The 26,508-nt window shown below is 71.1% G+C and carries 27 protein-coding genes, 1 other RNA gene and 1 pseudogene; 15 read left to right on the plus strand and 14 right to left on the minus strand.

The annotated features are described in order from the left end of the window. Positions 1–4: 4 nt before the first annotated feature. From efeB to E5671_RS16510, 3 genes are read left to right on the plus strand one after another with little or no spacing between them, the layout of a single operon-like run. Positions 5–1,336, plus strand: coding sequence for an iron uptake transporter deferrochelatase/peroxidase subunit (efeB, locus tag E5671_RS16500; RefSeq protein WP_443032787.1), 1,332 nt, complete (start codon positions 5–7; stop codon positions 1,334–1,336). Positions 1,337–1,351: 15 nt separating this feature from the next. After that, the gene (efeU, locus tag E5671_RS16505; protein WP_160504744.1) at positions 1,352–2,350 is read left to right on the plus strand and encodes an iron uptake transporter permease EfeU; all 999 of its coding nucleotides are present in this window, start codon (positions 1,352–1,354) and stop codon (positions 2,348–2,350) included. After that, positions 2,253–3,191 carry a hypothetical protein gene (locus tag E5671_RS16510; protein ID WP_160510221.1) on the plus strand — a complete coding sequence of 313 codons (939 nt, stop codon included), beginning with the start codon at positions 2,253–2,255 and terminating at the stop codon, positions 3,189–3,191. The genes efeU and E5671_RS16510 overlap by 98 nt, the downstream gene beginning before the upstream one ends. A 15-nt stretch (positions 3,192–3,206) precedes the next feature. Here E5671_RS16510 and E5671_RS16515 read toward each other — a convergent pair whose 3' ends face one another. Next, positions 3,207–3,950: a bifunctional DNA primase/polymerase gene (locus E5671_RS16515; protein WP_160504745.1), complete on the minus strand. Its 744-nt coding sequence runs from the start codon at positions 3,948–3,950 to the stop codon at positions 3,207–3,209. A 170-nt stretch (positions 3,951–4,120) separates the two neighbouring features. Between E5671_RS16515 and E5671_RS16520 the strand changes: the two genes are divergently transcribed. Beyond that, positions 4,121–5,008 (plus strand): glycerophosphodiester phosphodiesterase, encoded by an 888-nt coding sequence (locus E5671_RS16520; protein ID WP_160504746.1) that lies wholly within the window; start codon positions 4,121–4,123, stop codon positions 5,006–5,008. Here the strand turns inward: E5671_RS16520 and E5671_RS16525 are convergent. Continuing rightward, positions 4,987–5,619 (minus strand): TetR/AcrR family transcriptional regulator, encoded by a 633-nt coding sequence (locus E5671_RS16525; RefSeq protein ID WP_160504747.1) that lies wholly within the window; start codon positions 5,617–5,619, stop codon positions 4,987–4,989. The genes E5671_RS16520 and E5671_RS16525 overlap by 22 nt on opposite strands. Before the next feature lie 156 nt (positions 5,620–5,775). On the opposite strand from E5671_RS16525, the gene E5671_RS16530 reads away from it, so the two are divergent. After that, positions 5,776–5,958, plus strand: a complete 183-nt coding sequence (locus E5671_RS16530; protein WP_160504748.1) for a DUF6243 family protein — start codon at positions 5,776–5,778, stop codon at positions 5,956–5,958. Between the two features lie 175 nt (positions 5,959–6,133). Beyond that, positions 6,134–6,958, plus strand: a complete 825-nt coding sequence (gene ddaH, locus E5671_RS16535; RefSeq protein ID WP_336605767.1) for a dimethylargininase — start codon at positions 6,134–6,136, stop codon at positions 6,956–6,958. Here the strand turns inward: ddaH and E5671_RS16540 are convergent. The 3 genes from E5671_RS16540 to E5671_RS16550 all read right to left on the minus strand — a co-directional run bounded on the left by E5671_RS16540 (position 6,947) and on the right by E5671_RS16550 (position 10,567). Continuing rightward, on the minus strand, positions 6,947–7,966 hold the full coding sequence (locus E5671_RS16540) for a small ribosomal subunit Rsm22 family protein (RefSeq protein ID WP_160504749.1): 1,020 nt from the start codon (positions 7,964–7,966) through the stop codon (positions 6,947–6,949). The two genes, ddaH and E5671_RS16540, sit on opposite strands and share 12 nt — an antisense overlap. A gap of 127 nt (positions 7,967–8,093) precedes the next feature. After that, positions 8,094–9,158, minus strand: a complete 1,065-nt coding sequence (locus E5671_RS16545; protein ID WP_443032788.1) for a serine hydrolase domain-containing protein — start codon at positions 9,156–9,158, stop codon at positions 8,094–8,096. Positions 9,159–9,217: 59 nt separating this feature from the next. Then, positions 9,218–10,567 carry a Bcr/CflA family multidrug efflux MFS transporter gene (locus E5671_RS16550; protein WP_160504750.1) on the minus strand — a complete coding sequence of 450 codons (1,350 nt, stop codon included), beginning with the start codon at positions 10,565–10,567 and terminating at the stop codon, positions 9,218–9,220. Between the two features lie 127 nt (positions 10,568–10,694). Between E5671_RS16550 and E5671_RS16555 the strand changes: the two genes are divergently transcribed. Beyond that, on the plus strand, positions 10,695–11,696 hold the full coding sequence (locus E5671_RS16555; protein WP_336605768.1) for a Gfo/Idh/MocA family protein: 1,002 nt from the start codon (positions 10,695–10,697) through the stop codon (positions 11,694–11,696). Between the two features lie 21 nt (positions 11,697–11,717). On the opposite strand, the gene E5671_RS16560 is transcribed toward E5671_RS16555, so the two are convergent. Next, positions 11,718–13,352, minus strand: a complete 1,635-nt coding sequence (locus E5671_RS16560; RefSeq protein WP_160504751.1) for an alkaline phosphatase D family protein — start codon at positions 13,350–13,352, stop codon at positions 11,718–11,720. Between the two features lie 134 nt (positions 13,353–13,486). On the opposite strand from E5671_RS16560, the gene E5671_RS16565 reads away from it, so the two are divergent. The 3 genes from E5671_RS16565 to E5671_RS16575 all read left to right on the plus strand — a co-directional run bounded on the left by E5671_RS16565 (position 13,487) and on the right by E5671_RS16575 (position 15,990). Then, positions 13,487–14,338, plus strand: a complete 852-nt coding sequence (locus E5671_RS16565; protein ID WP_160504752.1) for an SDR family oxidoreductase — start codon at positions 13,487–13,489, stop codon at positions 14,336–14,338. 163 nt (positions 14,339–14,501) lie between these two features. Continuing rightward, positions 14,502–14,972 carry a lamin tail domain-containing protein gene (locus E5671_RS16570; RefSeq protein WP_160504753.1) on the plus strand — a complete coding sequence of 157 codons (471 nt, stop codon included), beginning with the start codon at positions 14,502–14,504 and terminating at the stop codon, positions 14,970–14,972. 118 nt (positions 14,973–15,090) lie between these two features. Continuing rightward, complete coding sequence (locus tag E5671_RS16575; RefSeq protein WP_160504754.1) at positions 15,091–15,990, plus strand: PhzF family phenazine biosynthesis protein; 900 nt, start codon at positions 15,091–15,093, stop codon at positions 15,988–15,990. A 135-nt stretch (positions 15,991–16,125) separates the two neighbouring features. Here E5671_RS16575 and E5671_RS16580 read toward each other — a convergent pair whose 3' ends face one another. Continuing rightward, positions 16,126–16,449, minus strand: coding sequence for a nuclear transport factor 2 family protein (locus E5671_RS16580; protein WP_160504755.1), 324 nt, complete (start codon positions 16,447–16,449; stop codon positions 16,126–16,128). Positions 16,450–16,616: 167 nt separating this feature from the next. Between E5671_RS16580 and E5671_RS16585 the strand changes: the two genes are divergently transcribed. From E5671_RS16585 to E5671_RS16595, 3 genes are read left to right on the plus strand one after another with little or no spacing between them, the layout of a single operon-like run. Next, on the plus strand, positions 16,617–17,168 hold the full coding sequence (locus E5671_RS16585; RefSeq protein WP_160504756.1) for a DoxX family protein: 552 nt from the start codon (positions 16,617–16,619) through the stop codon (positions 17,166–17,168). A gap of 36 nt (positions 17,169–17,204) precedes the next feature. Then, on the plus strand, positions 17,205–17,732 hold the full coding sequence (locus E5671_RS16590; RefSeq protein WP_160504757.1) for an AAA family ATPase: 528 nt from the start codon (positions 17,205–17,207) through the stop codon (positions 17,730–17,732). Between the two features lie 19 nt (positions 17,733–17,751). After that, the gene (locus E5671_RS16595) at positions 17,752–18,522 is read left to right on the plus strand and encodes an SAM-dependent methyltransferase (protein WP_160504758.1); all 771 of its coding nucleotides are present in this window, start codon (positions 17,752–17,754) and stop codon (positions 18,520–18,522) included. Here E5671_RS16595 and E5671_RS16600 read toward each other — a convergent pair. After that, positions 18,495–19,544 carry an aminoglycoside phosphotransferase family protein gene (locus tag E5671_RS16600; RefSeq protein ID WP_160504759.1) on the minus strand — a complete coding sequence of 350 codons (1,050 nt, stop codon included), beginning with the start codon at positions 19,542–19,544 and terminating at the stop codon, positions 18,495–18,497. The two genes, E5671_RS16595 and E5671_RS16600, sit on opposite strands and share 28 nt — an antisense overlap. Positions 19,545–19,697: 153 nt before the next feature. On the opposite strand from E5671_RS16600, the gene E5671_RS16605 reads away from it, so the two are divergent. Next, positions 19,698–20,447 carry a YqeB family protein gene (locus E5671_RS16605; RefSeq protein WP_160504760.1) on the plus strand — a complete coding sequence of 250 codons (750 nt, stop codon included), beginning with the start codon at positions 19,698–19,700 and terminating at the stop codon, positions 20,445–20,447. A gap of 61 nt (positions 20,448–20,508) precedes the next feature. Here E5671_RS16605 and E5671_RS16610 read toward each other — a convergent pair whose 3' ends face one another. Then, positions 20,509–21,003 (minus strand): hypothetical protein, encoded by a 495-nt coding sequence (locus E5671_RS16610; protein WP_160504761.1) that lies wholly within the window; start codon positions 21,001–21,003, stop codon positions 20,509–20,511. Between the two features lie 216 nt (positions 21,004–21,219). Between E5671_RS16610 and E5671_RS16615 the strand changes: the two genes are divergently transcribed. After that, positions 21,220–22,179: a glutaminase gene (locus E5671_RS16615; RefSeq protein WP_160504762.1), complete on the plus strand. Its 960-nt coding sequence runs from the start codon at positions 21,220–21,222 to the stop codon at positions 22,177–22,179. Between the two features lie 257 nt (positions 22,180–22,436). Here E5671_RS16615 and E5671_RS16620 read toward each other — a convergent pair whose 3' ends face one another. The 5 genes and pseudogenes from E5671_RS16620 to E5671_RS16640 all read right to left on the minus strand — a co-directional run bounded on the left by E5671_RS16620 (position 22,437) and on the right by E5671_RS16640 (position 26,393). Next, the gene (locus E5671_RS16620; protein WP_160504763.1) at positions 22,437–23,288 is read right to left on the minus strand and encodes a hypothetical protein; all 852 of its coding nucleotides are present in this window, start codon (positions 23,286–23,288) and stop codon (positions 22,437–22,439) included. Between the two features lie 239 nt (positions 23,289–23,527). After that, positions 23,528–23,937, minus strand: an RNA gene (gene rnpB / locus E5671_RS16625) — RNase P RNA component class A. A 124-nt stretch (positions 23,938–24,061) separates the two neighbouring features. Next, positions 24,062–24,841 (minus strand): annotated as a pseudogene (locus E5671_RS47770) (DMT family transporter); the annotation flags it as partial. Between the two features lie 19 nt (positions 24,842–24,860). After that, the gene (locus E5671_RS16635; RefSeq protein WP_237330176.1) at positions 24,861–25,760 is read right to left on the minus strand and encodes a helix-turn-helix transcriptional regulator; all 900 of its coding nucleotides are present in this window, start codon (positions 25,758–25,760) and stop codon (positions 24,861–24,863) included. Between the two features lie 63 nt (positions 25,761–25,823). Next, entirely contained in the window at positions 25,824–26,393 is a 570-nt protein-coding gene (locus E5671_RS16640; protein WP_160510226.1) for a Uma2 family endonuclease, read from the minus strand. Positions 26,394–26,508: the final 115 nt, after the last annotated feature.

The following is a 26,508-nucleotide window of genomic DNA, read 5'->3' on the forward strand; positions in this document are numbered from 1 at the left end:
TGAGATCACGCACGACACCGCCGGGACCGCCGGGGCTACCGGGACCTCCGGGACCTCCGGGACCTCCGGGACCGAACCGGAGGAAGCGGGCTCCGGCAAAGGCAACTCCGCTTCCCCTTCCCGGCGTTCGCTCCTCGGCTGGGGCGGTGCCGGGCTCGCGCTCGGCGCCGCCGTCACCGGGGGCGCGGTCGCGGTGGCCCGGTCCGGGGAAGGGGAAGAGGCCGTGCCCGCCTCGTCGGCGGGCGGTGCCGTCGCCTTCCTCGGCAAGCACCAGGCGGGCATCACGACGCCCGTCCAGGACCGGCTGCACTTCGCCGCGTTCGACGTGAAGACGGACGACCGCGAGCAGTTCGTGCAGCTCCTGAAGGACTGGACGAAGGCCGCCGCGCGGATGACCGCGGGGCACGAGGTCGGTGAGGGTGCCTTCGGCGGGCTCGTGGAGGCGCCGCCGGACGACACCGGCGAGGCGCTCGGCCTCAAGCCGTCGCGGCTCACCCTCACGATCGGCTTCGGGCCCAGCCTCTTCGAGAAGTTCGGGCTCAAGGACGACCGGCCCGAAGCCCTCGTCGATCTGCCCAGGTTTCCCGGCGACAATCTCGACAAGACCCGCGGCGGCGGCGGCCTCTGCGTGCAGGCTTGCGCGGACGACCCGCAGGTCGCCGTGCACGCCATCCGCAACCTCGCCCGCATCGGCTTCGGCAAGGTCGCGGTGCGCTGGTCGCAGCTCGGCTTCGGGAAGACCTCGTCGACCACGCCGGGGGCGCAGACGCCTCGTAACCTCTTCGGGTTCAAGGACGGCACCCGCAACATCTCGGGCGAGGACAACTCCGCGCTCGCCAAGCATGTGTGGGTGGGTGAGAAGGACGGGCCGGACTGGATGGCGGGCGGTTCGTATCTCGTCGCGCGTCGCATCCGTATGAACGTCGAGACCTGGGACCGGACTCCGCTCGGTGAGCAGGAGGACATCTTCGGGCGCGACAAGGGCGAGGGCGCCCCGGTCGGCAAGGCCAAGGAGCACGACGAGCCGTTCCTGAAGGCGATGAAGCCCGACTCGCACGTCCGGCTCGCGCACCCGGACACCAACGACGGTGCGACGATCCTGCGCCGCGGCTACTCCTTCACGGACGGCACCGACGGCCTGGGCCGCCTGGACGCGGGGCTCTTCTTCCTCGCCTACCAGCGGGACGTCCGCACAGGCTTCATTCCGGTGCAGCGCAGCCTGGCGCGCGCCGACGTTCTCAACGAGTACATCCAGCACGTGGGTTCCGCGGTCTTCGCGATCCCGCCGGGCGTCCGCGACAAGGACGACTGGTGGGGCCGGGCACTGTTCAGCTGAGGGGATCTGACAGACATGTTCGGTAACTATCTGATCGGCTTGCGCGAGGGCCTTGAGGCCAGCCTGGTCGTCTGCATCCTCATCGCCTATCTGGTGAAGACGGAGCGGCGCGATGCCCTCAAACCCATCTGGCTCGGCATCGGCGTCGCGTGCGCGCTCGCGCTCGGCTTCGGCTGCGTGCTCACCTTCGGTTCTCAGGAGCTGACGTTCAAGGCGCAGGAGGCGCTGGGCGGTTCGCTGTCGATCGTCGCCGTGGCGCTCGTGACGTGGATGGTCTTCTGGATGCGGCGTACGGCCCGTCATCTCAAGGCGGAGCTGCACGGCAGGCTGGACGCGGCGCTGCAGATGGGCACGGGCGCCCTGGTCGCCACCGCGTTCCTCGCCGTGGGCCGGGAGGGCCTGGAGACCGCGCTGTTCGTGTGGGCGTCGGTGCGGGCCTCGAACGACGGGACGCCGGGACCGCTGATCGGCGTGCTCCTGGGGCTGCTCACCGCGATCGCGCTGGGCTGGCTGTTCTACAAGGGCACGGTCCGCATCAACCTGGCGAAGTTCTTCACCTGGACCGGCGCCATGCTGGTGGTCGTGGCGGCGGGCGTGCTCGCGTACGGCGTCCATGACCTGCAGGAGGCGGAGTTCCTCGGCGGGCTGCGGAACAAGGCGTTCGACATCAGCGCGACGATCCCGCCGGACAGCTGGTACGGCACCCTTCTGAAGGGCATCTTCAACTTCCAGCCCGATCCGACGGTTGTCCAGGTCACGGTGTGGCTGCTGTACCTGATCCCGACGCTCGCGTTCTTCTTCGCCCCGGTAGGGTTCGGGCCCGGGAAGGGGAAGGTGAACGCAACGCATGAGCAGGCTTCCAAGGCAGCGCACTCCGATGCGGGACGGCCGGTCGCGACGGCCGGTCCGGTACGCGATGGTGGCGTCGACGGTGACCGTACTGACGGTGACGGCGAGCGGCTGCGTGACGGTGCACGGGGAGCGGGAAGTCGTCCCGTCGGCGACGAAGGCTGAGGCCGACCGCGCGCTGCGGGACTTCCTCACCGCGTACAACAAGGCCGAGAAGGCCTATGACCCGGCCCTGGACGCGGCCAGGGTCACGGGCCCGCTGAGCGCCATCAACCAGGCGGGCCTGAAGGTGCGGGGCGCGCAGAATCCGGGCGGCAACCCCAAGCATGTGCCGCTTGAGCTGACGGACGCGAAGTTCTCGATCCCGAAGAAGGCCGGCTGGCCCCGGTGGTTCGTGGCCGACACGAAGTCCAACCGGCGGGGCGACCTGCGCTGGGTCCTGGTCTTCACCAAGGGCAGCAAGGACCAGCTGTGGGAGGCGTCCTACCTGAACCTGGTGTCGCCCGACAAGATGCCCGAGCTGAAGAAGGACAAGGACGGCTGGGCGGAGCCGGTCGAGCTGAACTCCCCGTCCCTCGCGGTGGCGCCGAAGAACCTCGGCAAGGAGTACACGACGTATCTGAAGTCGGGCGGCGACACGTTCGCGCCGGGCGACCACACGTCCACGTGGAAGTCGTTCCGCGACAAGAACACCAAGCGCCGCGGCATCGCCGTCCAGTACATCGACGAGCCGCAGAACGAGGGGACGTTCGCGCCGGTGGGCCTGCGCACCCAGGACGGCGGGGCGATGGTCTTCTTCTCGACGCACCACTACGAGAAGCAGACCGCCGCGAAGGGCGTGAACCTCACCGTCGAGCCCGAGGTGAAGCCTCTCCTGAAGGGCGAGGTCAGGCAGTCGGTGATGCTGGAGCGCGTCTCCAACCAGGTCGTTCTCGACCCGGCGGGGTCGGGCAAGGTGACGTTCCTGAGCCGCATCCAGGGGCTGACGGGCGCGAAGGGCGAGTAGCCCCGCGGCAGGGCGTCAGCCTCTCAACGGCCAGGCTGCGACGTCGTGCTGGGGCTCGCCCGCGACGCGAGCGCATTCGTCGGTGAGCGTCTCGAGGAGCGTCAGCGGGTCCGGGAGCGCGTGCTCGGGGCCGCGGATCCAGTGGACGGTCAGGTCACCGGGCAGCCGCGCGGGCGGCACGAGGACGTACGAGCCGCGGCAGTGCCAGCGCAGGCCGGGGTGTTCGTTCGTGGTCTCGGGGTGGCAGTCGAGCTCGCAGGGCCACCACTCGTCCTCGTCCTCGGGGGTGCCGCGGGTGAGCGTGAAGAAGAGCATCCGCCCCTCGTCCATGATGCCCTCGGACTCGGCGACGGGGCCCACGTCGATGCCGTCGGCGAGCAGCCTGGCGAGTGCCTCGCGCCCGGCGGCAAGCGGCACGTCAAGGACGTCGTGGACCATGCCGGTCGCGGTGATGAAGTTGGCCTGCGGCTGATGCCTTGCCCAGCGCTCGATCTGCCCGCGGTCGGTGGTGGACTGCGTCTGCCAGGCGAAGGAGATGGGGTGCCTGGCGGGGGTGGGACAGCCGATGCGGTCACAGGAACATCGGTACGCGGAGGGGTGCGCCGCCGGTGAGAGCGGCAGACCCGCTGCCGCCGCGGCGACGAGCAGGGCCTCGCGGCTCGCCTCTTCACCTGCCGTGTCCTCCGGTCGGGGACGCCGGCGAAGCCACTGGGAAATCCTGCTCTGTCCGCCGGACCGGCGGCCGAACTCCGCGCCCATCAATCCCCTCACCTCGCATGTGTGCCGAGAAGCATCTCCCATGGTCGCACCATCCTGCTCCTCGGGGGGCCAGAGCCCACATCCGGGGTAGCTGGGGTGATGCAAGGCGCAGGGTGACATCGCGCGTCATTGCGTACTAACAGGGGATTTACCCCCCTACCGTATTCGCCATGGTCACCAGGACTGTGCTCACGGGACTCTCGGGGCTCATGAGCCTCACCACACTGACCCTCGCGGCGCCCACGGGACCGCTCGCCCCGATCGAATGGGGCCGCGGCGGCCCTCTGACGGTGGAGGCCCTCCCCCGCATCACCTACACCGCGCACCGCGGGGGTGCCCTGGAAGTACCGGAGAACAGCATGTCCGGCCTGGTGGCGGCGTACAAACGCGGCACGTCCCAGGTCATCGACGTCGATACGCGGATACTGCGCGACGGCACCCTCGTGGCCATGCACGACGCGACCCTGGACCGTACGACGACGTCGAAGGGCCCGGTGCGCTCGCTGACCCTGCGCGAGTGGCGGAAGGTGAGGCTGCGGCCGGGCCCCGGCCTGCCCGGCAACTGGCGCTCCGAGCGGCCGCCGACGGTCGCCGAGGTCCTGGACCGCTTCGGCGGGCGGATCGTGCTGATGCTGGAGGCGAAGGATCCGCGCAGCCTGCGCAGGCTCGGCTCGCTGATCCGCTCCCGCGGCCTGACGCGCTCGGTGTTCGTGAACTCCAACGAGCCCCGCGTCGCCGCGCGCGCCCACCGGATGGGCCTGCTCGCGCAGCTGTGGCGCTCCAAGGCGCAGATGCGCACGGACCGGCCCGAGCGGTGGGCGGGGTTCGTGGACGTCCTGGACGTGGATCACAAGGCGCGGGACGTGGATCTCCTGCGCGCGGTCGGCTCCGGGGTCCCCCGGGTGTGGGCGCACACGGTGACCACACCGCGCCAGCGCGACCGTGCACTGCGGCTCGGCTGCAACGGAGTGATCACGGACACGCCGGGGCTGCTCGCGCGGACGCCGGTGAAGGGAGCGAAGACCTTCTGGCGGGGTCAGCGCGGCGCGATGCCGTAGAGGGCGTACTCGACGAGCTTGTCGGCGTACTCGTGCGTGAGCGGTCCTGTCCGCTGCATCCAGCGCTGGGCGAGCGGACCCGTCCACAGTTCCAGGGCGATGCGGGGGTCCACGTGGGGCGCGACCTGGCCGGCTTCCTGGGCGATCTCGATGCGCCTCACGTACATCCGGAGTCCGGGCTCAAGGAGCTTCTCCACGTACTCGGCGCCGAGCTCCGTGTTGAGGATGCCCTCGGCGGCGAGCGCCCGCCAAGGGGCGTCGTACTTGGGGTTGTTGAACTCGTCGATGGTGGCCCTCATGACGAGTTTGAGGTCCGCCTCCAGGTCTCCGGAGTCCGGGATCTCGGTCGGGGGCAGGTCGCCGCCCGCGTTGTCGCTCGCCTCCTGGTGGGCCTGCTCGCCGAGGTCCAGGAAGGCGTCGAGCAGGACGGCGCCCTTCGACGGCCACCAGCGGTAGATCGTCTGCTTGCCCACGCCCGCGCGGGCGGCGATCGCCTCGATCGTGAGCTTGCCGTACCCGACCTCGGAGACCAGGTCGAGGGCGGCGTCATAGATCGCGCGGCGCGAGCGTTCGCTGCGGCGCTTGGAGTCAGGGGCGGATTTCGTGGCCATGCCGTCGAATGTAGCAGCGGACGAGCCGAGACGTACCGTCTCGTAAACGCTTGACAAGACGAACCGTCTCGTTCAAAGTAACCGAAGAAGCGAGACGGTACGTCTCGCGGAAGCTCGTCGAAAGCCATCACAAAGTCATCAACCGGAGGTACGCACATGTCGCGAGGTGGAGCAGGAAACATGCTGGGCGTGGGCGGTACGCGCACCAACCTCTCCCGCAAGGCGCTGCGCGGCGGGGGCCGCGGCGGCCAGGTCGGCGGCGGGCTCAGCCCGCAGGCGCAGAAGCGCGAGCTGCTGCGCAAGCTGCAGGAAGGCCGCTCGGCGCGCGGCCAGTCGTGAAACGGGGCAGGAGACGGGGAGGTGGACGGCGTCTTGACCATCCACCTCCCCGAGTGGACCACTCGCTGAACCACCCGTTCAGATCACAGCGCGAGGGCTCCTCAGACCGCACCATGGGCAGCAACTGCCCCATTCTGGGCAGTAACTGACCTCCGCGGTACGTGAGGAGCCCTCGTTGAGTCGTTTTCCTCGTCGCGCCACACCCCGGCGCTATCTGATGTGCTCACCGGCACACTTCAAGGTCACGTACTCCATCAACCCCTGGATGGATCCCTCGAAACCGGTCGACGTCCCCCTGGCCATCGCCCAATGGGAGGATCTGCGCGACCGCTACCGCTCGCTCGGCCACACCGTCGAGGAGCTCACGCCGCGTCCGGGCCTGCCGGACATGGTCTTCGCCGCGAACGGCGCGACCGTCATCGGGGGCCGTGTGCTCGGCGCGCGGTTCGCCTATCCGGAGCGCGGTGCCGAAGCCGTCGCCCACCTGGAGTGGTTCCGGGAGCACGGCTTCACTGACCTCCACGAACCCACGCACATCAACGAGGGCGAGGGCGACTTCGCCGTCACGTCCTCGTACGTCCTTGCCGGGCGCGGCTTCCGGGCCAGCCCCCTGTCGCACGGGGAGGCGCAGGAGTTCTTCGGCCGCCCGGTGCTCGGGCTCGATCTCGTCGATCCCCGCTACTACCACCTGGACACGGCGCTCGCGGTGCTCGACGACGCGACGGACGACGTCATGTACTACCCGCCCGCGTTCTCGCCGGGCAGTCAGGCGGTCCTGCGGCGGCTCTTCCCCGACGCGCTGATCGCCGAGGAGCCGGACGCGGTGGCCCTTGGGCTCAACGCGGTGTCGGACGGTCTGCACGTGCTGCTCCCGCAGGCCGCGGTGGGCCTCTTCGCGCCGCTGCGGGAGCGTGGCTACGAACCCGTCGGCATGGATCTGGGCGAGCTGCTCAAGGGCGGCGGCAGCGTGAAGTGCTGCACGCAGGAGCTACGCGTCTAGCGCGTCGCCGTCATGGGGCGGCCAGGCGTCGCCCCACTCCGCGTCGCGGGCCGCGCGGTACAGCGGACCGTGGCGCTTGGTCACGGTCTCGCGGTGCAGTGTCTCGTCCGCCGCGCACAGGTCGAGCAGGACCTGGCCCTTGCGGATCTGCGGCTTGCGTACGACACGCTTGGGCGCGGGGCCGGCGTCGAAGCGGACCGCGGCCACGTAACTGAACTTCTCGTCCTCGTACGCCAGGGAGCCGCCCTTGACCTTCCGGTGCAGGGAGGAGCGGCTGACGCGGGCGGAGAAGTGGCACCAGTCGTCGCCGGGCACGATCGGGCAGGCGGCGCTGTGCGGACAGGGCGCGGCGACGCGGAAGCCGGCGGCGATCAGCCGGTCGCGGGCCTCGATGACGCGGGCGTAGCCGTCGGGGGTGCCGGGTTCGACGATGACGACGGCCTGCTGTGCGGCTGCCGCCGCCACGTCCACCAGGGACCGGCGGTCGTCCTCCGTCAGCTCCTTGAGGACGTACGACACCGTGACGAGATCGGTGCTCTCGATGCTGAGCGCCGATCCGATACGAGAGCGCTGCCACTGCGCGGCCTTCAACCACGGGTTCGCCGCGGCCAGTTCACGGCCCAGGGCGAGGGCGGGCTCGGCCCAGTCGAGAACCGTGACGGGCCGCTCGCCCTCCCAGGTCGCGCTCACCGCCCAGGTCGCGGCGCCGGTCCCACCGCCGACGTCCACATGACTGCCGGGCGCCCACCCTGCGGGCGCCGCGTCCGCGAGGGCGCCGAGCGCGGCACGCACCGCCTCGAAGGTCGCGGGCATGCGGTAAGCGGCGTACGCGGCGACATCGGCACGGTCACGCAGAATCGGGGCGTCGGTCGGGGTACGCCCCCGGTAGTTGGCGATCAGCCGGTCAACAGCTTGCGCGGCCTGCTTGGCCGGAAGCCCGTCGAGAAGCCCGGCGAGGGCGGTGCGCAGGGTCTCGGCCGGAGAGACGGGGGAGGTCGGGGCGTTCACCCGGTGATTCTAGGGTGCGCCGAGGAGCGCCCCGTAAGGGGCGCGGGACCGGGCCCCGCAAGGGGCGCGGGGAACTGCGCGACAAGCCCCCACCGGCCCGCAGGTAAATTCCCCCCTCAGCAAAGCCTCAGCGCGCCGCGCGGGCCAGCCGTGTAGCCGCCCGGGCCCGGGGCCCGCTGTCGGCGCGCCCCCGCCGCGGGTGGACCGTGTTCGCCAGAAGGATCAGGAACGTGTCCGTGGCCGGGTCGATGACCAAGGACGTCCCCGTGAACCCCGTATGCCCCGCCGCACCGCGCCCCGCGAGCTCCCCCATGAACCACGCCTGGTCAAGGCCGAAGCCGAGCCCCGGCGGCGTCAGCATCAGCTCCACGAAATCCGGGCCGAGGATGCGCGCCGTACCGTACGAGCCGCCGCAGAGCAGCGCACGGCAGAACACCGCGAGGTCGCGCGCGGTGGAGAAGAGCCCGGCGTGGCCCGCGACGCCGCCGAGCGCCCAGGCGTTCTCGTCGTGCACCTCGCCCCGCAGCATCCCCCGGTCGGCCTTCGCCCAGGGCCCGCGCTGGTCCTCGGTGGCGGCGGCGTCGGGACGCGGCCCGAAGCCGGTGGCCGCCATGCCCAGCGGCCGCGTGATGCCCTCACGGATGAGGGCGTCGAGCGGGCGGCGCGTGAGGCGCTCCAGGACGTGCTGGAGGAGCAGCATGTTCAGGTCGGAGTAGACATAGTCGCCCGGCAGGCTCGACGGGGCCTCCGCACGCAGGGCGGCGAGACGAGCGGCGCCGTCCGGGCAGTCGTACAGCGGGAGTTCGGGGCGCAGACCCGAGGTGTGCGTGAGCAGCTGGCGCACCGTGATGCCGTGCTCGGCGGCCGCCGTGAACTCGGGGACGTACGCGGAGACCAGCGCGTCGATGCCGAGCGTGCCGCGCTCAAGCTGCTGCATCGCGGCGACCGTGGTGAACAATTTGGTGAGCGAGGCCAGGTCGAAGGGAGTCCCCGTGCGGGTCAACACCTGTTCCGCGGGCGGCAGTTCGACGCCCGCGTCCTTCTCCGGGTCGTACGCGGCATAGCGCACCGCACGGCCCACCGCCTCATGGACGGCGATCACCGGGCCGCGTCCGGCGAGCACGACGGCGCCCGCGCACCAGGGCCGCTCGCCGCGCGTCAGCGCGCGCACCTCGCGTACGAGGTGGGCCATCTCATCCGTGTCGAGCCCCGCACGGTCCGGCGTCCCGGCGCGCAGGAGGCGTGGCGCGGTCAGTGGTCCTTCCCCTCCCGATTCGGCCTGGCCGAGTGCTGCCAGGGGCGGCACAGTCCCAAGAAGCAGCCGATGGCCGCAAGACCGCAGACGAGCTGGACGAGGGCCATCGGCACGGCCGTGGCCTCGCCCGCGATGCCCACGAGCGGGGATGCGATCGCGCCGACGAGGAACGAGGACGTGCCGAGCAGCGCCGACGCTGAGCCCGCGGCGTGCGGGGTGCGCATCAGGGCGAGGGCGTTGGTGTTGGGCGTACCGAGGCCCATCGCCGACATCAGGACGAAGAGCCCGGCCGCGACGGGGAACAGACCGACGTCACCGAAGACGCCCGACGTCATGAGGAGCAGCGCGCCCGCGGCGAGGACGATGACGCTCAGGCCGAAGGCGAGCACCTTGTCGAGGCTGACCCGGCCGACGAGGATCTTGCCGTTGATCTGGCCGACGGTGATCAGGCCGATGGAGTTCACGCCGAAGAGCAGGCTGAAGGTCTGCGGGGACGCCCCGTAGATCTCCTGGACGACGAACGGCGACGCGGAGACGTACGCGAACAGCGCGGCGAACGCGAAGCCGCCCGCGAGCATGTACCCGGTGAAGACGCGGTCGGCGAGGAGCGACCTCATGGTGCGCAGCGCCTCGGCGGTGCCGCCGCTGTGCCGGTTCTCGGGGGCGAGCGTCTCGGGCAGGCGCCGCCAGACCACCGCCGTCAGGGCGATGCCGACGACCGTGAGGACGGCGAAGATGCCGCGCCAGTCGGTGAAGCGCAGGACCTGGCCGCCGATGAGGGGCGCGATGACCGGGGCGACCCCGGAGATCAGCATGAGGGTGGAGAAGAAGCGGGCCATCTCCACGCCGTCGTAGAGGTCACGGACGACGGCGCGGGCGATGACGATGCCCGCGGCGCCCGCGAGGCCCTGCAACAGGCGGAAGGCGATGAGGAGTTCGGCGGTGGGCGCGAACGCGCAGATCGCGGTGGCGAGGATGTAGATGAAGAGCCCGATGAGCAGCGGCCTGCGCCGCCCCCACTTGTCGCTCATCGGCCCGACGACGAGCTGCCCGAGCGCCATGCCGGTGAGGCAGGCGGTGAGGGTCAGCTGCGCGGTCGCGGCGGACGTGTGCAGCGAGCGGGTGACCTCCGGGAGCGCCGGGAGGTACATGTCCATGGAGAGCGGCGGCACCGCGGTGAGGCCGCCGAGCACGAGGGTGACGAGGAGGCCGGTGCGGCGCTGGGCGGTGAGGGCGGGGGCCGCGGAAGCGGGGGCCGCGGGGGCCGGTGCCTTCTCCACCGTCCGGGACTGCCGTACGAGGGGGCCTTCGGGCCCACTCGTGGTGCGGCTGCCGTGCTCCGGCATGCGGATTCCCTCCCGATTAGGCGTGCGATTACCTATGCTCTCAGCTCAGCTGTGCTGGTTGAGACCATTTCCCCGGTAGTCCGCGGGACTCCGCGGTACTCCGGCTGTACGAACAGGGGCCCCAGTGGTGGAAGACAACCGTGAACCCGTGCGCTGGGGCATCCTCGCGACGGGCGGGATCGCCGCGTCGTTCACGGCGAACCTCCTCGACATGCCGGACGCGGAAGTGGTCGCCGTGGCCTCGCGAACCGACGCGTCGGCGAAGGCGTTCGCGGAGCGGTTCGGGATACCGCGCGCGTACGGGGAGTGGGGCGCGCTCGCCGAGGACGAGGATATAGACGTCGTGTACGTGGCGACGCCGCACGCCTCGCACCGGGCGGCGGCGGGGCTGTGCCTGGACGCGGGGCGCGCGGTGCTGTGCGAGAAGGCGTTCACGCTGAACGCGCGCGAGGCGCGGGAGCTGGTGACGCTCGCCCGGCGGCGGGGCCTCTTCCTGATGGAGGCCATGTGGATGTACTGCCATCCGCTGATCAGGCGGATGAAGGCGCTGGTCGACGACGGGGCGATCGGTGAGGTGCGGACCGTGCAGGCGGACTTCGGCCTCGCCGGGCCCTTCCCTCCGGCGCACCGGCTCCGTGACCCGGCGCAGGGCGGCGGCTCGCTGCTCGATCTCGGCGTGTACCCGGTGTCGTTCGCGCAGTTGCTGCTCGGGGAGCCTTCGGGGGTGAGCGCGAGAGCAACGCTCTCGGATGAGGGCGTTGATCTCCAGACGGGAATGCTGCTCTCGTACGAGAGCGGTGCTCACGCTGTGTTGCACTGCTCCATCAACGCGGGCACCCCCGTCACCGCCTCGGTCACCGGTTCGCGGGGCCGCATAGACGTCTCGAACGGGTTCTTCTTCCCGGACCGCTTCGTGCTGCACCGCGAAGGCCGCGACCCCGAGGAGTTCGCCGCCTCCCCCGAGTACGGCCCCCGCGACAGCCTCAAGCACGAGGCCGCCGAGGTCATGCACCGCCTGCGCGCGGGCGACACCGAGTCCCCCCTCGTCCCCCTGGACGGCACCCTCGCGGTGATGCGGACCCTGGACGCGGTGCGGGAGCGGATCGGGGTGCGCTACCCGGGCGAGTGAGCGCACCCCGGCCCACCGGGGTCACGCGGGCTTCAGCCCCGGGTTCCCCGCCTCCGTCACGAAGGACGCAGCCGTCGTGATCGGCGCCCCCGGCGTCGTCACCGCCGACACCGTCTTGAAGTCGGCGCGCGCGGATTCCTGCCCAAGTGCGACGGTCACGTACCCGCGCCGCCCGTTGTAGAACTTCATGTGCGGGTTGGCCTTGGTGTAGGTGTCCCAGTTCACGGGCTTGTCGGCGCCGTCCCTACCGCTCGCGATGGACGTGGCGACGATCTCCGTGCCGACCGTCTTGGACGCCTGGTTGTCGAAGTCGGCCTTGATGTCGTAGGCGTACCCGACGTGCACGTCGCCCGTGAGCACCATCAGGTTCTCGATCCCGGCCGACGCCGCGCCCGCGAGGACACGGTCGCGGGAGGCCGGATAGCCGTCCCAGGCGTCCATGCTGACCTTCGCCACCGCGTTGAGGTCCAGCTTGCGCTGGGAGAAGTTGACCTGCTGCGGCATGACGTTCCACACCGCCGACGAGCTCCGCCAGCCGTCGATGAGCCAGCGCTCCTGGGTGGCCCCGGTGATGGTGCGCTTGGGGTCCGTGGACTCAGGTCCCGGGATGTCCTGGCCGTCGCCGTAGGCCTGGTTGGAGCGGTACTGCCGGGTGTCCAGGATGTCGAACTGCGCGAGGTTGCCCCACTGCAAGCGGCGGTAGAGCTGCAGGTCCGGACCCACGGGCTGCTGGGGGCTGCGCAGCGGCAGGTTCTCCCAGTACGCGCGGTAGGCGGCGGCGCGGCGCACCAGGAACTCGGCGGGCGGGTTGCCGTTCTCGTCGAGGTCGTCCGCGTAGTTGTTCTCGGTCTCGTGGTCGTCCCAGGTGACGACGAAGGGGTGCGCGGCGTGCGCGGCGCGCAGATCCGGGTCGGTCTTGTAGAGGGCGTACCGCAGGCGGTAGTCCTCCAGCGTCTGCGTCTCACGGTTGTAGAGGGCGGGCAGCGTGCGGTCGGTGTAGTTGCGGGCGCCGCCGGCCGAGTTCACCGCGTACTCGTAGAGGTAGTCGCCGAGGTGGAAGACGACGTCGACGTCGTCCTTGGCCAGGTGTTTGTACGCGTTGTAGTAACCGTCGTGGTAGGCCTGGCAGGACACCGCGGCCAGCGTCAGGGAGCTCACCTTGCTGCCCGCCGCGGGGGCGGTGCGGGTGCGGCCCGTCTCGCTGATCCATGTCCCGGTCTTGAAGCGGAAGTAGTAGGCACGCCCTGCCTCAAGGAAGTCCACCTCGACGTGCACGGTGTGGTTGAACTCGGGGTGGGCGATGGCCACGCCGCTTCTGGCGACGCGCCGGAACGCGGCGTCGTGGGCGACCTCCCACTGGACGACGACCCGCATGTTCGGCAGACCGTTGCCCGGTTCGTACGGGGCCGGGGCGAGGCGGGTCCAGAGCAGGATGGAGCCGGGCTGCGGGTCGCCGGATGCCACGCCGAGCGTGAAGGGATCGTCGGCGATCTTCCGTGCGTCCAGCTCGGCGGCGCTCGCCGCGCCCGCCGCCGGCAGGTTGGTGGCGAAGGCGAGCGCGGCGGCGGCGCCGGTGACGCTGAGGAAACGACGGCGGCCCAAGCGGCTCGCGGCGGCTCGGATTTCGGCTGTGTCCTGCTGGCCTGCGGGTGTCATGTGGCCCTCCCCTGACGATTTGGTGTCACGGGCATGCAAGTGGTGGGGGACGACGCGCGACTGTCGCGTACACAACACCCGCATGGCGGGCTGATGATGACCATATGGACGCCACTCCCGTACGCTGCGGGGCCATGAACGCAGAGCTAACTGGGCATCCAACCGGGCAAGCTAGGACCGCCGTGGTGACCGGCGCGGGCTCCGGAATCGGCAGGTCCGTGGCGGTGGAACTGCTGCGGGCCGGATGGTCCGTGGCGCTCGCGGGGCGCCGGAAGGAGACGCTGGAGGAGACGGCGGCGATCGCGGCGGGGGTGTCGGAGGGCGCCGCGGTGCGGCCCGTCCCGCACGCCGAGGAATCCACCGAGGTGAACGCCCCGGCCGAGACCGACGCCCTGTGCGTGCGCACCGACGTCTCGCGGCCCGAGGACGTGGCCGCGCTCTTCTCGGCCGTGCGCGACCGCTTCGGCCGGCTCGACCTCCTCTTCAACAACGCCGGTACGTTCGGCCCCGGCGGTGTGCCGGTCGACGAACTGGAGTACGACGCGTGGCGGCACGTCGTCGACACGAACCTCAACGGCGCGTTCCTGTGCGCGCAGGCTGCCTTCCGGCAGATGAAGGAGCAGGACCCGCAGGGCGGCCGCATCATCAACAACGGCTCCATCTCCGCGCACGTCCCGCGCCCGCTCTCCATCGCGTACACGGCGACGAAGCACGCGCTGACCGGCCTGACGAAGTCCCTCTCCCTGGACGGCCGCCCCTACCGGATCGCCTGCGGCCAGATCGACATCGGCAACGCGGCGACGGACATGACGGAGCGGATGCAGACCGGAATCCTCCAGGCCAACGGGGAACTGGCACCCGAGCCGGTGATGGACGTGTCGGACGTGGCGCGGACGGTGCGCCATATGGCGGAGCTGCCGCTGGAGGCGAACGTGCAGTTCGCGACGGTGCTCGCGACGAACATGCCCTTCATCGGGCGGGGTTAGCCACAGACACCCACTCGTGGCCGACCGTGACCCCGCCCTCACGGTCGGCCTATATCTTCACAAGCGGAATGGAAGACACTGCGTCAATTACGCGCATCACACCCCGTATGCTCAGCGTGCCCTCCACGAGAACTCCACATTCAGAGCACACTCGGAGCACACCTTGCGCATACGTTCCGCGGCCCCGGCCGTCCTCGCCGCCGCCGCACTCGCGGCACCGCTGCTCGCCGCGTCCCCCGCTACCGCGGCCGCGGCCGCTCACCAGGGCGGGCTGCACCTCGGGTACATCCAGTTCGACAGCCCGGGCCGGGACAGCCGTTCCAACTCATCGCTGAACGCGGAGTGGGTGAACATCCACAACAACTCCGGCTCGGCGATCCAGCTCAAGGGCTACAAGCTGAAGGACAACACCGGCTACACGTACACCTTCGGCAGCTACAAGATCGGCGCCGGCAAGACCGTCAAGGTCCGCACCGGCAAGGGCACCAACGCCTCCGGCGTCCGCTACTGGGGCCGCGGCTCGTACGTCTGGAACAACACCAGCGACAAGGCCCGCCTCATCAAGCCGAGCGGCTCGCTCAAGGACTCCTGCTCCTGGACGAACAGCAACCCCGGCTACAAGAACTGCCACTGACGGCCCACACGCCACCGTGAAGGGGAGGGGGCAGGGCAGCCGCTCCGTGGCGGCCGGCGGGGACCCGCGCCGGGGGGCCGCGGGAATGGCCGGGGCCGCGGAACGGTTGCCCTGCGACATGACGACGAACTCAGCGGACGCCGCCTCTCCCGACGTGCTGCGCTACACCGCCTTCGCGACCGACCCGGCGGGCGGCAACCCCGCCGGGATCGTGCTCGACGCCGCCGGTCTCGACGATGCGGCGATGCTGGGGATCGCGGCGGAGGTGGGCTACAGCGAATCGGCGTTCCTGGTCCCCGGCGCCCCGGACTCCGCCTCCGGCTCCGGCTCCCCTGGCCGCGCCTTCGACGTGCGCTACTTCAGCCCGCGGGCCGAGGTGCCCTTCTGCGGGCACGCGACGGTGGCGGCGGCGGTCGCGCTGGCCGAACGGGGCGAGGGCGCGGGCGACTTCGTCTTCTCCACGCGGGCGGGCACGGTGCCGGTGACCGTGACCGACGTGGACGGCACCCTGCGGGCCACGCTCACCAGCGTCGAGCCGCACGTCGACGAGGTCGCGGCGGCCGACCTGACCGAGGCCCTGGCCGCGCTCGACTGGCCCGCGGACGACCTGGACCCATCCCTGCCGCCCCGCATCGCCTACGCGGGCGCCCGCCACCTGATCCTGGCCGCCGCGACCCGCGAACGCCTCGCCGACCTGTCGTACGACTTCGAACGCCTCGCGACCCTGATGCGCCGCCTGGATCTGACCACGGTCCAACTGGTGTGGCGGGAGTCGGACTTGACCTTCCACGTGCGCGACCCGTTCCCGGTGGGCGGCGTCGTGGAGGACCCCGCGACGGGCGCGGCGGCCGCCGCGTTCGGCGCGTACGCACGCGAACTGGCCCTGGTCCCCGCGGAGTCGGAGCTCACCCTTCACCAGGGCGCGGACATGGGGCGCCCCGGGCTGCTCACGGTGAGCCTGCAGGAAGGGGACGAGAGGGTGCGGGTGAGTGGGGCGGCGGTGCGGATCGAGGGGTAGGTTCCGCTGCCCTGCGACGGATCCGGGGGCAGGGCTGTGATGCCTGGCCCGTCAGGCCTGACCCGTAAACCCTGGCCCGTCAGGCCTGACCCGTAAACCCTGGCCCGTCAGGCCTGACCCGTAAACCCTGGCCCGTCAGGCCTGGCCCGTCTCGAACCGGGAGACCTTCCCGTCCTCGACGGTGAACCGCCACTTCGTCCGCATCTCCCCCCACGTGTCGTTGCGGTAATTGACGATCAGCGCGCGCCCGCCGTCCGACTCGTTCTCCACGTCCATGTGGCCGTTCGAGGAGAAGATCTCGCGGTCCGCCCATTCGGCGACGTTCCGGTCGGAACCGTCGTCGGACATGGTCGCGTCGGGCGTCAGGACGGCCTGGAAGGCGGCCCGGTCGTTGGAGTTCACGGCGATGACGAAGGCCCGGACCGTCGGGTCGGCGAGCCGATTTACCTGAATGCTCATGCGCCCACGGTCACACCGGCAGCCGCGTCCCGCCACCGGGCGCGGTCACTCGTACGGCCGATTGAGCGGGGTGCGCGGCGAGCCTCTGACGGACGGTGGGGGTGACACCCACAGGCCCCGCCGACCCTCACCGCCCCCCACCGGCCCCCACTCCAGGAGACAGCGCCATGACCAGTTCCTGCTTCGACCGACATGACCTGGGCCTTCTGCTGCTCCGTGTCACCACCGGCGGCGTCCTCGTCGCCCACGGCACCCAGAAGCTCTTCGGCTGGTTCGGCGGCCACGGCATCGAGGGCACCGGCGCCTTCATGGAGTCCATCGGCTTCGCGCCCGGCAAGGCGAACGCCGTCGTCGCCGGGCTCGCCGAGGCGGGCGGCGGCACGCTGCTCGCGCTCGGCCTCGCGACCCCCGCCGCCGGTTCCGCGGCGGCCGGCGCCATGGCCGGGGCGACCGCGGTGCACGCCCCCAACGGCTTCTTCAGCCAGGGAGGCGGCTACGAGTACCCGGCGTTCCTCGGCATGGTCGCCGCCACCCTGGCCGTCGCGGGCCCCGGCGCCTACTCCGTCGACGACGCGCTCGGCCACTCCTTCAACCGCAACTGGATGGTGCCCGCGGCGCTGGCGGGCACGGCGCTCGGGGTGCTCGTCTCGGTGGGCTCGCGGACAAAGAACGTACGGGCGCAGGAGAGCGCGTCGGAGTCGGAGGACGACGGCGCCTGACGGCCGCTTGACGGCGTACGTGGTTGCCTGATCCCCGTGATTGTCTGGATCAACGGAAGTTACGGCGCGGGCAAGACCACCACGTCCGAGGAACTGGTCGGTCTGCTCCCGGCCGCCCGGCTCTTCGACGCCGAAGAGGTCGGCTACATGCTGCATCACGTCCTCGGCCCCCTCCAGGAGGAGGCCGACTTCCAGCACTGGCCGCCGTGGCGAGCCCTCGTCGTCGAGACGGCGCGCCAGCTGCTCGCGTACACGGGCGGAACGTTGGTCATCCCGCAGACGGTGCTCGTGGAGGAGTACTGGACGGAGCTGCGCGAGGGCCTCGGCCAACTCGGCGTTCCCGTACGCCATTTCGTGCTGCACGCCGATCCCGGGACGCTGACCCGGCGCATCGAGGCCGACATCCCGGCGATCATCCCCTGGCGCCTCGACCACGTCGTCCCCTACCAGGAGGCACTGCCATGGCTGCGGCGGGCGGGCGAGGTGATCGATACGACGGACACTCCGCCGGACGAGGTCGCACGGCGCATCGCGGCGAAAGTGGCTGGTAGGGAGGAGAGTTGACCGGATAACGTCCTCGCTCATGACCGAGACCACCGTGCAGAGCCTGCCGCCCCGCCTCACCCGCCTCACCTTCCACGGCCCGCTCTCCGAGGCGCGGGCCACCCGCCTCGTCGAGCGCGTCGCGCCGGGCACCGGCTCCGTCCTCGATCTCGGCTGCGGCTGGGGCGAGTTGCTGCTCCGCGTCCTCGAAGCCGCCCCGGACGCAACCGGCGTGGGCGTCGATCTGTCGGCCGAGGACCTGGCCAGGGGCCGCGCCGCCGCCAAGGAGCGCGGTCTGGCCGAGCGCGTCTCCTTCGTCGAGGAGTCGGCGACGGACACCGCCCGCGGCCCCGCCGACCTCGTCCTGTGCCTGGGCGCGAGTCAGGCGCTCAGCTCCGCCGAACCGCCCGGCCACACCGAAGCGGCCCTGCGCGAACTGCGCCGCCTGGTGAATCCCGGCGGCCGCGTCGTGCTCGGCGAGGGTTTCTGGCAGCGCACCCCCACCTCCGACGAGCTCGCCGCGATGTGGCCGGGCGCCCACACCGGCGAACACCTCTTCCTGGGCGACCTCGTGGACGCGGCGATCGCCGCGGGCTTCCGCCCCGTGTGGGTGGAGACGGCGAGCGCGGAGGAGTGGGAGGAGTTCGAGTCCGGCTACCGCACCGACGTGGAGGAATGGCTTGCCACGCACCCCGGCCATCCGCTGGCCGCCGAGACCCGCGAGAAGACGGACCGCCAGCGCGACACCTGGCTGCGGGGCTACCGCCAGGTGCTCGGTCTGGCCTATCTGACCTTGATGCCGGTGGCCTGAGGGCGGTCGTACCCGGTGTCGAACCACGCCTGGGCCAGCGCGTCGAGCGTCGGCTCCGGCGGGGCCGGCAGCTCCCGCAGATACCAGGGCAGGTTGCTGTAGACGTGGAGCAGGGTGTGGGCGAGGAGTTCGCGCGGCTCGAAGGTGCGGCCGTAGGCCCGCATGAAGCGGCCGAGGAGGCCCGGCTCCGCGCGCGTGACGAAGAGGCCGACGCCCACGAAGTCGTACGCCCTGTCCCCGATCATGGCGGGCTCGAAGTCGAAGAGCCCGGTGAGCCCGAGCCGCCCCGCCCCGCCGCCGGAGCCGCCGGAACCGCCGGAACCGCCGGGACCGACAGAGCCTCCGGGACCGACAGAGCCTCCGGGACCGACAGAGCCGACCAGCAGATGCTGGCGCATGAACTCGGTGTGCAGGAGGACAGGCGGCGCGTCGGCCCGCAGCGGCAGCGGCACCGCGTCCAGGAAGTCGGGGATCTGCTCCAACCAGCTCTCCGGCAGCCCGCATTTCCGCTGCCGCGCGACGACCCCGGCGCGCTGCCTGCCGAGGAAGGCTCCCCAGTCACCGGGCCCGAGCACATCGGCGAGCGGCCCGGGATCCAGGGCATGCAGCGCGGCGAGCGCCTCACCGGCCTCGGTGACCAGGCGCTCCCGGTCGGCACGCGGAATGCGCGGCCAGGCGGAGGCGAGGTCTTCGCCGGGCAGCCGGGACATCAGTACGTACCGCCAGCCGTTCTCGTACGACCCGGACGCCCGCACCCGCGGTGTGGGGACGGGCAGCCGACCCTGAAGATGGCTCAACACCCGCGCCTCGGCCAGGGCGTCGTCGGCCGCGGCGCCGGGGAAGAGCTTGAGCACGAGATCGTCCCCGACTGCGTAGACGGGCTGCGACCCCTCCGTGAACCGGTGGAGCGGCGCCCCCGCGAGGCCCAGCCTGCCGCAGAGGTCCTCGACTCCGGGCCGCATGACGGCCTCGTCGGGGACGACGACGTCCCATTGTTCGTCGGTGTCCACAGGGGGCAGCATGATCGGCACAGTAGGAGGGGGACACGGGCGACGGCAACGCATTTATACGGGCCCGGCGGCCGGCCCGCGGCGCCCGCGATACCGACCGAAGTCTGCCGCCCATCGACTTTCGGCCGCTCCCCCGCGGGTACCCGCTCGCCTAGCGTCGAGGCCATGACCAGCGAAGAGAGCCTCGGCCCCGTCCCGCTCCGCAAGGACAGGACAACGGTCCTCGGTTACCCGCGCGGTGACCTGCTGACCGTACTCATCGGCATGCCGATCCTCGGTCTCCTGCTCGGCATCGCCCTGCCGCCCCTTGCCCGGTGGCTGGGTGATCTGCCGGTGCTGCCCTGGCGGGACGGCATCGCGCTCGTCGGCTCACTGGACAGGCCGTGGCATACGGCGATCGCGGTGGGCCTCGGCCTGGTCGTCGGGCTGCTCATCGCGGGCACGGACTACGACGAGACCCTCAAGGTGACGCTGACCGACCAGGAGTTGGTGGCCGACCTGCACGAACGGAAGCGGAGCATCGAACGCGCCCGCGTCTCGGCGGTGTTCCTGGACGGCAAGGAACTGGTGGTCCTGGACGAGTCGTCACGCGAGTTCACCCGCGGCGTCCACAAGACGGCGGCTCGGGCCCTGGCCAGGGCACTTCGCTCGCACGGCTACCCGTGGCAGGAGGCCGACCCGCACGCGGCCCTGTTCCACCGCTGGATCCCCGGGGCTCCCGGTCTGCCCGCCGAGGCGCACGCGGTCCTCGTGGCGCGGAAGGCCGCCCTGAAGAACAAGGCAGCGGATGACGTCCGGGACCTCGCCGAGACGATGCAGGGTCTGGGGTACGTCGTACGGGACGAGGGCAAGGACCAGTACTGGCGCCCGCTTGCGGTGGGGACGGACGAGAGGGGCGGCGCCGCCCGGGACTGAGCGCCACCGCCCCCGAAGGTCCGGCCCGGGGCCTGCCCGCCGCCCGGGGCCTGCCCGCCCGTCAGAAGACGAACGGCCCGGGTGCCTGCGCCGATGTGGCGTTGCAGGTCACGCTGATCCCGAGGACCACGACCTGCAGCGACTTGCCCTCCAGGCTGTCGCCGATGGCGACGGTCCCGTCGAGCGGTCCGGTGGACACCTCGCCGCCGGCCGGAATGGCCGGGTTGGAGCTGCCGGTGAAGGTGGTGGTGCCCGATCCGTTCTTGGTGAGCGTGAGCGTCGAGTCGACGGAGTTGGCGGCGATGTCGATGGGGGCGGTGATCGCCGACGTGGAGACGCTGATCGTCGCGGCGGTGCCGTCCTGAGTGGCCTTGAGTGTCGCCGTGCCCGAGCCGTACGACCCGCAGTCGAACGAGATGGTCGCGGTGTCCGGGGTGACCGCGGTGGCGGCGGGTGCCATCACCATGGCGCCCACGGCGACCAGTCCGACGCCCATCGCCGACCCGGCGCCAAGTCTGCGCTGCTGCCTGCCTATTGAGCGAATGCCATGCCTCATGGGGGTCCTGCCTTCGAGTGGGGGGATTGCGGGGGGGGGAGTCGGGCGAACCGACAACCAGATCGCGCGACCTGACGGCCAGTCAGCGCCCTGTACCGCATTGAGGCATGACCCCCTGGAGACGACAAGAGCCACCCCCATGATTGTTGACATGCTACGGCCAATTCCGGCCGTGGCCGCCCGCGCTCACGGACACCCGGGTGCAAAATGGCGATCATGACCCCGCCGACCCAACCGACCCCGCCGACCCAACCGACCTCGCCGCAGACCTATCAGCCGGTCCTCGACCGCATCGCGGCCGAGATCGAGGAGACGCCGGAGCGCGGCAGGCCCGCCGACTACATTCCGGCGCTCGCCGCGTGCGACCCGCGCAGGTTCGGCATGGCCGTCGCGGAGCCGGACGGCACGGTCTACGGAGTGGGCGACTGGCGGCAGCCGTTCTCCGCGCAGTCCATCACCAAGGTGTTCACCCTCGCGCTCGACCTGGCACGCGAGGGCGACGCCCTGTGGGACCACGTGGGCCGCGAGCCGTCCGGCAACCCCTTCAACTCGCTCGTGCAGCTGGAGTACGAGAACGGCATCCCGCGCAATCCCTTCATCAACGCGGGCGCGCTCGTCGTCACCGACCGCCTCCAGACCCAGACGGGAGACGCGGCGGGGGCACTCCTCGGCTTCCTGCGCGCGGAGAGCGGCAACGACCGGCTCGCCATCAACGAAGCCGTCGCCGCCTCCGAGTCCGCGCACGGGGACCGCAACGCCGCGCTCGGGCACTTCATGGCGTCGTACGGAAACATCGGCAACCCGGTGCCGGTACTCCTGAACCAGTACTTCCGCCAGTGCTCCGTAGAAGCCTCGTGCGCCGACCTCGCCCTGGCCACCGGCTTCCTCGCCCGCCACGGCATCCGAGCCGACGGCACCCGCCTGCTCAGCCGCAGCCAGGCCAAGCAGGTCAACGCGATCATGCTGACCTGCGGGACGTACGACGCGGCGGGCGACTTCGCCTACCGCGTGGGGCTGCCCGGCAAGAGCGGCGTGGGCGGCGGCATCATCGCCGTCGTACCCGGCCACTGCACGCTCTGCGTCTGGAGCCCGGGTCTGGACGAACGGGGCAACTCGGTGTCGGGGGTGGTGGCGCTCGACCGCTTCACGACACTGACGGGCCTATCGGTGTTCTGAAACGACTGCCCCGACTGCCCCGACGTGCGCTCGACGCCCTTCAGGGCGATCTCGCCGACGATGTGGGCGGCGGGCTGGATCGACTCGCGCGGGGTGAGGTGCGGGGCGTCGGGGGGCCGGGGAGGGAGTTCGGCCGTGTCGGCGAACGCCGCCGCCGTCGGCAGAGCGACGGCGGCAAGCGCTGCGACCACGATCGCGAGGGCCCTCAGGCGGACGCGGGTGGGCATGATCTTTTCCTCGGCGTGCTCGGCCCTGGGTCAGGCGGCCGGGAGGGGAGCGGGGACGGGGGCCGGGACGGCATCACTACCGGGCTTGACCGGGTCGACATCCGGCTTGGGCTTGGGCTTCTGCTCGTCGGGCTTCACCGTGTCGGTGCCGGTGTCCTCGTCGGGCCGGGGCTGCGGGTCCGGCTTGATGTCGTCGGTGTCCGGGGTGGGCTCGGGGTCGGGCCGCACGTCGTCGTCCGGCTGGGGCTGCGGGTCCGGTGCGCCCTGTCCGGCGTCGTCGAGCCAGGACTTGAGCTGGCCGTCGGGCTGGAGGGCGACGTGCAGGCCGTTGTTCTGCCCGTAGGCGGCGCGCCCGTTCGCGTCGAGGGAGCCGAGCTTGGCGCCGGCGCCGAAGAAGTCGGCCTGGTAGTGGCTGGCGGACAGCTTGTAGATCTTCGCGGTGGAACCGTCGGCGAGGGTCGGCGATGCGATGAGGACCCGCTTGTTCGGGGTCGGCTTCGGGTTGGGCTTCGGCTTGGCCTTGTCCATCCAGGAGGTGAGCGAGCCGCCCGGGGTGAGCTTGATGTGCAGACCGTTGTGGTTGGCGTAGGCGTTCTTGCCGTTGGCGATGAGGGTGCCGCCCTTGGGGCCGAGGACGACGGCCTTGGCCTTGTTCTTGCCGAGCTTGTACACCTTGGCGGTGGAGCCGTCGCGCAGCTTGACCGTCTTGGCCTTCTTCGGCTTCTTGGCCTTGGAGAACGCGACGGACTCGGCACTGACACTCACGCCGGCCGGCGCCTGCGGCCCGGTGGCGGCCATCGCCCCGGAGGCGGCTCCGAGGCTGATGCCTGCGGTGGCGACGACGGCGATGGCGGTGGTGCGCAGGGTGCGGGCGGTACGCATGATGGGGCCCTCTCGGGTCGATTCCAGGATGTGTGTCGAGATGCGCGTCGTCCGCTCGGTCCCGGTGGGATCGCTCGCGGCGACATCTACGAAGTTACGGATCTCACATCAAAGAACCCCATAGGTGATGTAACGGACACCAGGCGCATCGATCGCAAAATACGCACTTCTGGAAACGTTTAACCGCAAAATTTGCGGCCAGGCGCGAGAAGCCCCGAAGGGGGAGGGAAGGGAAGCGGCAGACGAGTCGGGCTGTACGCCGGGTTCTGTCGCCCGGTCGCCTCGCGGCGGCCGGGGAGACGGCCATCCATCTAGGGTCCGCATTGCTGCGGGCCTCGTGCGGTCTACCCGCGGACTCGGGCGGGCAGCCCTCGATCGTCCGCGCAGGGTCCTGTCTCCAGGGCCCCTCTTGACCTTGCTCCAGGTGGGGTTTACCTAGCCGCCTGAGTCACCTCAGGCGCTGGTGGTCTCTTACACCACCGTTTCACCCTTACCGGAGACCGAAGCCTCCGGCGGTCTGTTTTCTGTGGCACTGTCCCGCGGGTCACCCCGGGTGGCCGTTAGCCACCACCTTGCCCTGTGGAGCCCGGACGTTCCTCGGGAAGAGCCCCTGGTGAGGGGAGCTTCACGCGGCCGTCCGCCCGGCTCGTCTGCCGTGTCGACCATGCTACCCGGCGTGTGCCCGACCTCCGGCCCGGAGCGGAGGACGACGTCGCCAGGAACGAGCCCGCCAGGATGAGCGTGAAGGCCGCCGCGATGCCCGCCGTCAGGGGTTCGGAGAGGAAAGCGACGCCTGCCGCCACCGCCACCGCCGGGTTCACGTAGGTGAAGACCACCGCTCGCGTCGGGCCCGCCTCGCGGATGAGTTCCAGGAAGACCACGAAGGCCAGGGCCGTGCAGATGACGCCGAGGCCCGCGAGGGAGGCCAGCGTCGGGGCGTCCGGGACGGCGGTGGGCCAGGTCAGCGCCGCCGGTACGGCGTACACCACGGCCGCCAGGGTCAGGCAGGGTGCGATCAGTTGGAGCGTGGGGACCGCCTTGAGGTGGCGGGCCACGATCAGGGGCGCGATCGCGTAGCCGAGCGCCGTGAGCAGGACCTCCGTGAGGGACCAGGCGTCCCCGCCGGTGAGGTGCGGGATGGTCAGGACCGCGACTCCGCCGAGACCGAGGCCGAGACCCGCCAGGCGGCGCGCGCCGAGCCGCTCCGCGTCGCCGAAGAAGCGGGCCAGGACGGCGCCGATGATCGGTACGGCCGCGATCAGCAGGCCCGCCGTGGAGCTGGAGAGGCGGCGCTCCGCATCCGTCAGGGTCCACCAGGGGCCCAGGATCTCGATGCAGGCGAAGGCCAGCATCGGCTTCCAGTGGGTGCGCAGGACGCGGGTGAGGCCCCCTTGCCGCAGGGCGAACGGCAGCAGCAGCGCGGCGCCGAGCGCGCAGCGGGTGAAGACCACCATCGAGGGTGAGAGGTCTTCGACCGCCACTTTGATCATCAGGTACGGGATGCCCCAGAGGACGCCCATCAGGGAGAAGAGGAACCAGCCGCGTGCAGTCATGCGGGCAGTTTCCGGCCGTTCAGCGCCCGCCGTCTTGAACGCTGTTGCGGTACGCGGCCGGGGTCACCCCTAGGACGCGGCGGAACCACCGGGTCAGGTGCGCCTGATCGGCGAAGCCCACCAGGGAAGCCGCCTCCGCGGGCCGCAGCCCCGCGTCGAGGAGTCCGCGCGCCCGGGTCACGCGGTGCTGGGCGAGCCAGGCGTACGGCGGCATCCCCGTCGACGTACGGAAGGCGCGCAGGAGTTGGTAGCGGGAGAGGCCGAGGGGCGCCGCCAGTTCGGCGAGGGACGGCGGGGCGAGGAGTTCGTCGGCCAGCCGGTCGCGTACGGCGCGGGCGATGCGGTCGGCGCCGGGCACCGTGTCGCACAGGAGCCGGGCGCCGCCGTGTCTGCGGGCGAGGGCGGTGAGCAGCCAGGGCAGACGCGACTCTGTCTCCAACGGGTCCAAGGGGTTCAAGGGGTTCAACGAGTCCAACGGGCCGGGGCCGCCGCTGAGTTCGGTGTGCGCCCTGCGCAGGGCTGCGGCCAGCTCGGGGTCGTTCAGGACCGGGTCACGGAAGTTCGGTGCGGTCAGGGTGCCGTCGGCCAGGAGGTGCGGCGCCGGGTACATCGCCCGGTACGCGTATCCGCCCTGGCGCCCCGGGCCGCCGGTGTGCACCTCGCCCGGGGCGAGCACGACGATGCTCCCCGGTCCCACGTCGAGCCGTCCGCCCCGGTAGTCGATGACCTCGGAGCCGCCGACGCAGACGCCCACGGTGAACTCCTCGTGGTAGTGCGGGGCGTAGCGGTGGCGGTCGAAGCGGGCAGTGAGGAGGTCCAGGGGCGGGCCGCCCCCCGGGCCGAGGGAGGCGCGGGTCCACACGGCGTGCTCCCCGCCACCGCCACCGCCACCGCTGCCGTGCATCGTTCCCGCGCTCATGCCGCTCCCCCGTCGTCGCCTCTCAGGGGTGCAACGCCGGGGACGCCCGGGAACCTTCCGTGGTCAGTCGAACTCCGCGGTCTCCAGCTCGAAGCCGAACGGTTCGGGGAGAGCCACCGCCTTGCCGAAGGGGAGCGTGCAGTGCTCGCGGTAGTCGTCGCCTTCCGGGTCGCGGAACAGCGTCATCGAGGAGCCCTCACGGTCGATGAGCAGGTAGAGGGGGATACCGCCGCGTGCGTAGCAGCGCCGCTTGGCCTCGCGGTCCCTCTGCGGCTTGGTGGAGGTGACCTCGACGACCAGAGCGACACCCTCGCAGGGCATCCAGGGATCGGCTCCTCGGAAGAGCTGCAGCTCCCTGGGAGCGAACGTACAGTCCGGGATGGCGTGGTTCTCCGGGCAGCTGCCCCCGCCCTTCAGCTTCAGGCCCTTGTTCCCCGAGAACTGCATGTCGGTCCTGGAACGCCTGATCACCTGGCTCAGGATCAGGCTGAGGCAGTCCTCGTGGTCCCCGTCCGGCGGCGGCGTCACGACGATCTCCCCCTCGATCAGTTCCGCCCGGAAACCCTCCGGGGTGTCCAGGGCCAGGAAGCCCTCCAGGAGGACCTCTGCCTGGGTGAGCGACTCGTGTGCCATGGCGGCCATGTCACGCCCCTTCCTCGGTCGCTCGCCAGACTGGGACATCGCTTGATCCGCCGTCCAGAGATCGGGAGTTGTTCCCTCGATCGTGGCACAGGATCACGGGTGGCCG

This window comes from Streptomyces sp. BA2 (assembly GCF_009769735.1).
Taxonomy (GTDB): Bacteria; Actinomycetota; Actinomycetes; order Streptomycetales; family Streptomycetaceae; genus Streptomyces.

Excerpts from the sequence above, each read along its gene's own strand:
- E5671_RS16595 (WP_160504758.1), top strand. The coding sequence starts at position 17,752 with ATGACCGAGACCACCGTGCAGAGCCTGCCGCCCCGCCTCACCCGCCTC.
- E5671_RS16640 (WP_160510226.1), bottom strand. The coding sequence starts at position 26,393 with ATGGCACACGAGTCGCTCACCCAGGCAGAGGTCCTCCTGGAGGGCTTC.
- E5671_RS16610 (WP_160504761.1), bottom strand. The coding sequence starts at position 21,003 with ATGAGGCATGGCATTCGCTCAATAGGCAGGCAGCAGCGCAGACTTGGC.
- E5671_RS16575 (WP_160504754.1), top strand. The coding sequence starts at position 15,091 with ATGACGACGAACTCAGCGGACGCCGCCTCTCCCGACGTGCTGCGCTAC.
- E5671_RS16585 (WP_160504756.1), top strand. The coding sequence starts at position 16,617 with ATGACCAGTTCCTGCTTCGACCGACATGACCTGGGCCTTCTGCTGCTC.
- E5671_RS16580 (WP_160504755.1), bottom strand. The coding sequence starts at position 16,449 with ATGAGCATTCAGGTAAATCGGCTCGCCGACCCGACGGTCCGGGCCTTC.
- E5671_RS16545 (WP_443032788.1), bottom strand. The coding sequence starts at position 9,158 with ATGGCCCACCTCGTACGCGAGGTGCGCGCGCTGACGCGCGGCGAGCGG.
- E5671_RS16560 (WP_160504751.1), bottom strand. The coding sequence starts at position 13,352 with ATGACACCCGCAGGCCAGCAGGACACAGCCGAAATCCGAGCCGCCGCG.
- E5671_RS16530 (WP_160504748.1), top strand. The coding sequence starts at position 5,776 with ATGTCGCGAGGTGGAGCAGGAAACATGCTGGGCGTGGGCGGTACGCGC.
- efeU (WP_160504744.1), top strand. The coding sequence starts at position 1,352 with ATGTTCGGTAACTATCTGATCGGCTTGCGCGAGGGCCTTGAGGCCAGC.
- E5671_RS16550 (WP_160504750.1), bottom strand. The coding sequence starts at position 10,567 with ATGCCGGAGCACGGCAGCCGCACCACGAGTGGGCCCGAAGGCCCCCTC.
- E5671_RS16635 (WP_237330176.1), bottom strand. The coding sequence starts at position 25,760 with ATGAGCGCGGGAACGATGCACGGCAGCGGTGGCGGTGGCGGTGGCGGG.
- E5671_RS16510 (WP_160510221.1), top strand. The coding sequence starts at position 2,253 with ATGGTGGCGTCGACGGTGACCGTACTGACGGTGACGGCGAGCGGCTGC.
- E5671_RS16605 (WP_160504760.1), top strand. The coding sequence starts at position 19,698 with ATGACCAGCGAAGAGAGCCTCGGCCCCGTCCCGCTCCGCAAGGACAGG.
- E5671_RS16520 (WP_160504746.1), top strand. The coding sequence starts at position 4,121 with ATGGTCACCAGGACTGTGCTCACGGGACTCTCGGGGCTCATGAGCCTC.
- E5671_RS16620 (WP_160504763.1), bottom strand. The coding sequence starts at position 23,288 with ATGCGTACCGCCCGCACCCTGCGCACCACCGCCATCGCCGTCGTCGCC.
- E5671_RS16565 (WP_160504752.1), top strand. The coding sequence starts at position 13,487 with ATGAACGCAGAGCTAACTGGGCATCCAACCGGGCAAGCTAGGACCGCC.
- E5671_RS16515 (WP_160504745.1), bottom strand. The coding sequence starts at position 3,950 with ATGGGCGCGGAGTTCGGCCGCCGGTCCGGCGGACAGAGCAGGATTTCC.
- E5671_RS16525 (WP_160504747.1), bottom strand. The coding sequence starts at position 5,619 with ATGGCCACGAAATCCGCCCCTGACTCCAAGCGCCGCAGCGAACGCTCG.
- E5671_RS16615 (WP_160504762.1), top strand. The coding sequence starts at position 21,220 with ATGACCCCGCCGACCCAACCGACCCCGCCGACCCAACCGACCTCGCCG.
- E5671_RS16600 (WP_160504759.1), bottom strand. The coding sequence starts at position 19,544 with ATGCTGCCCCCTGTGGACACCGACGAACAATGGGACGTCGTCGTCCCC.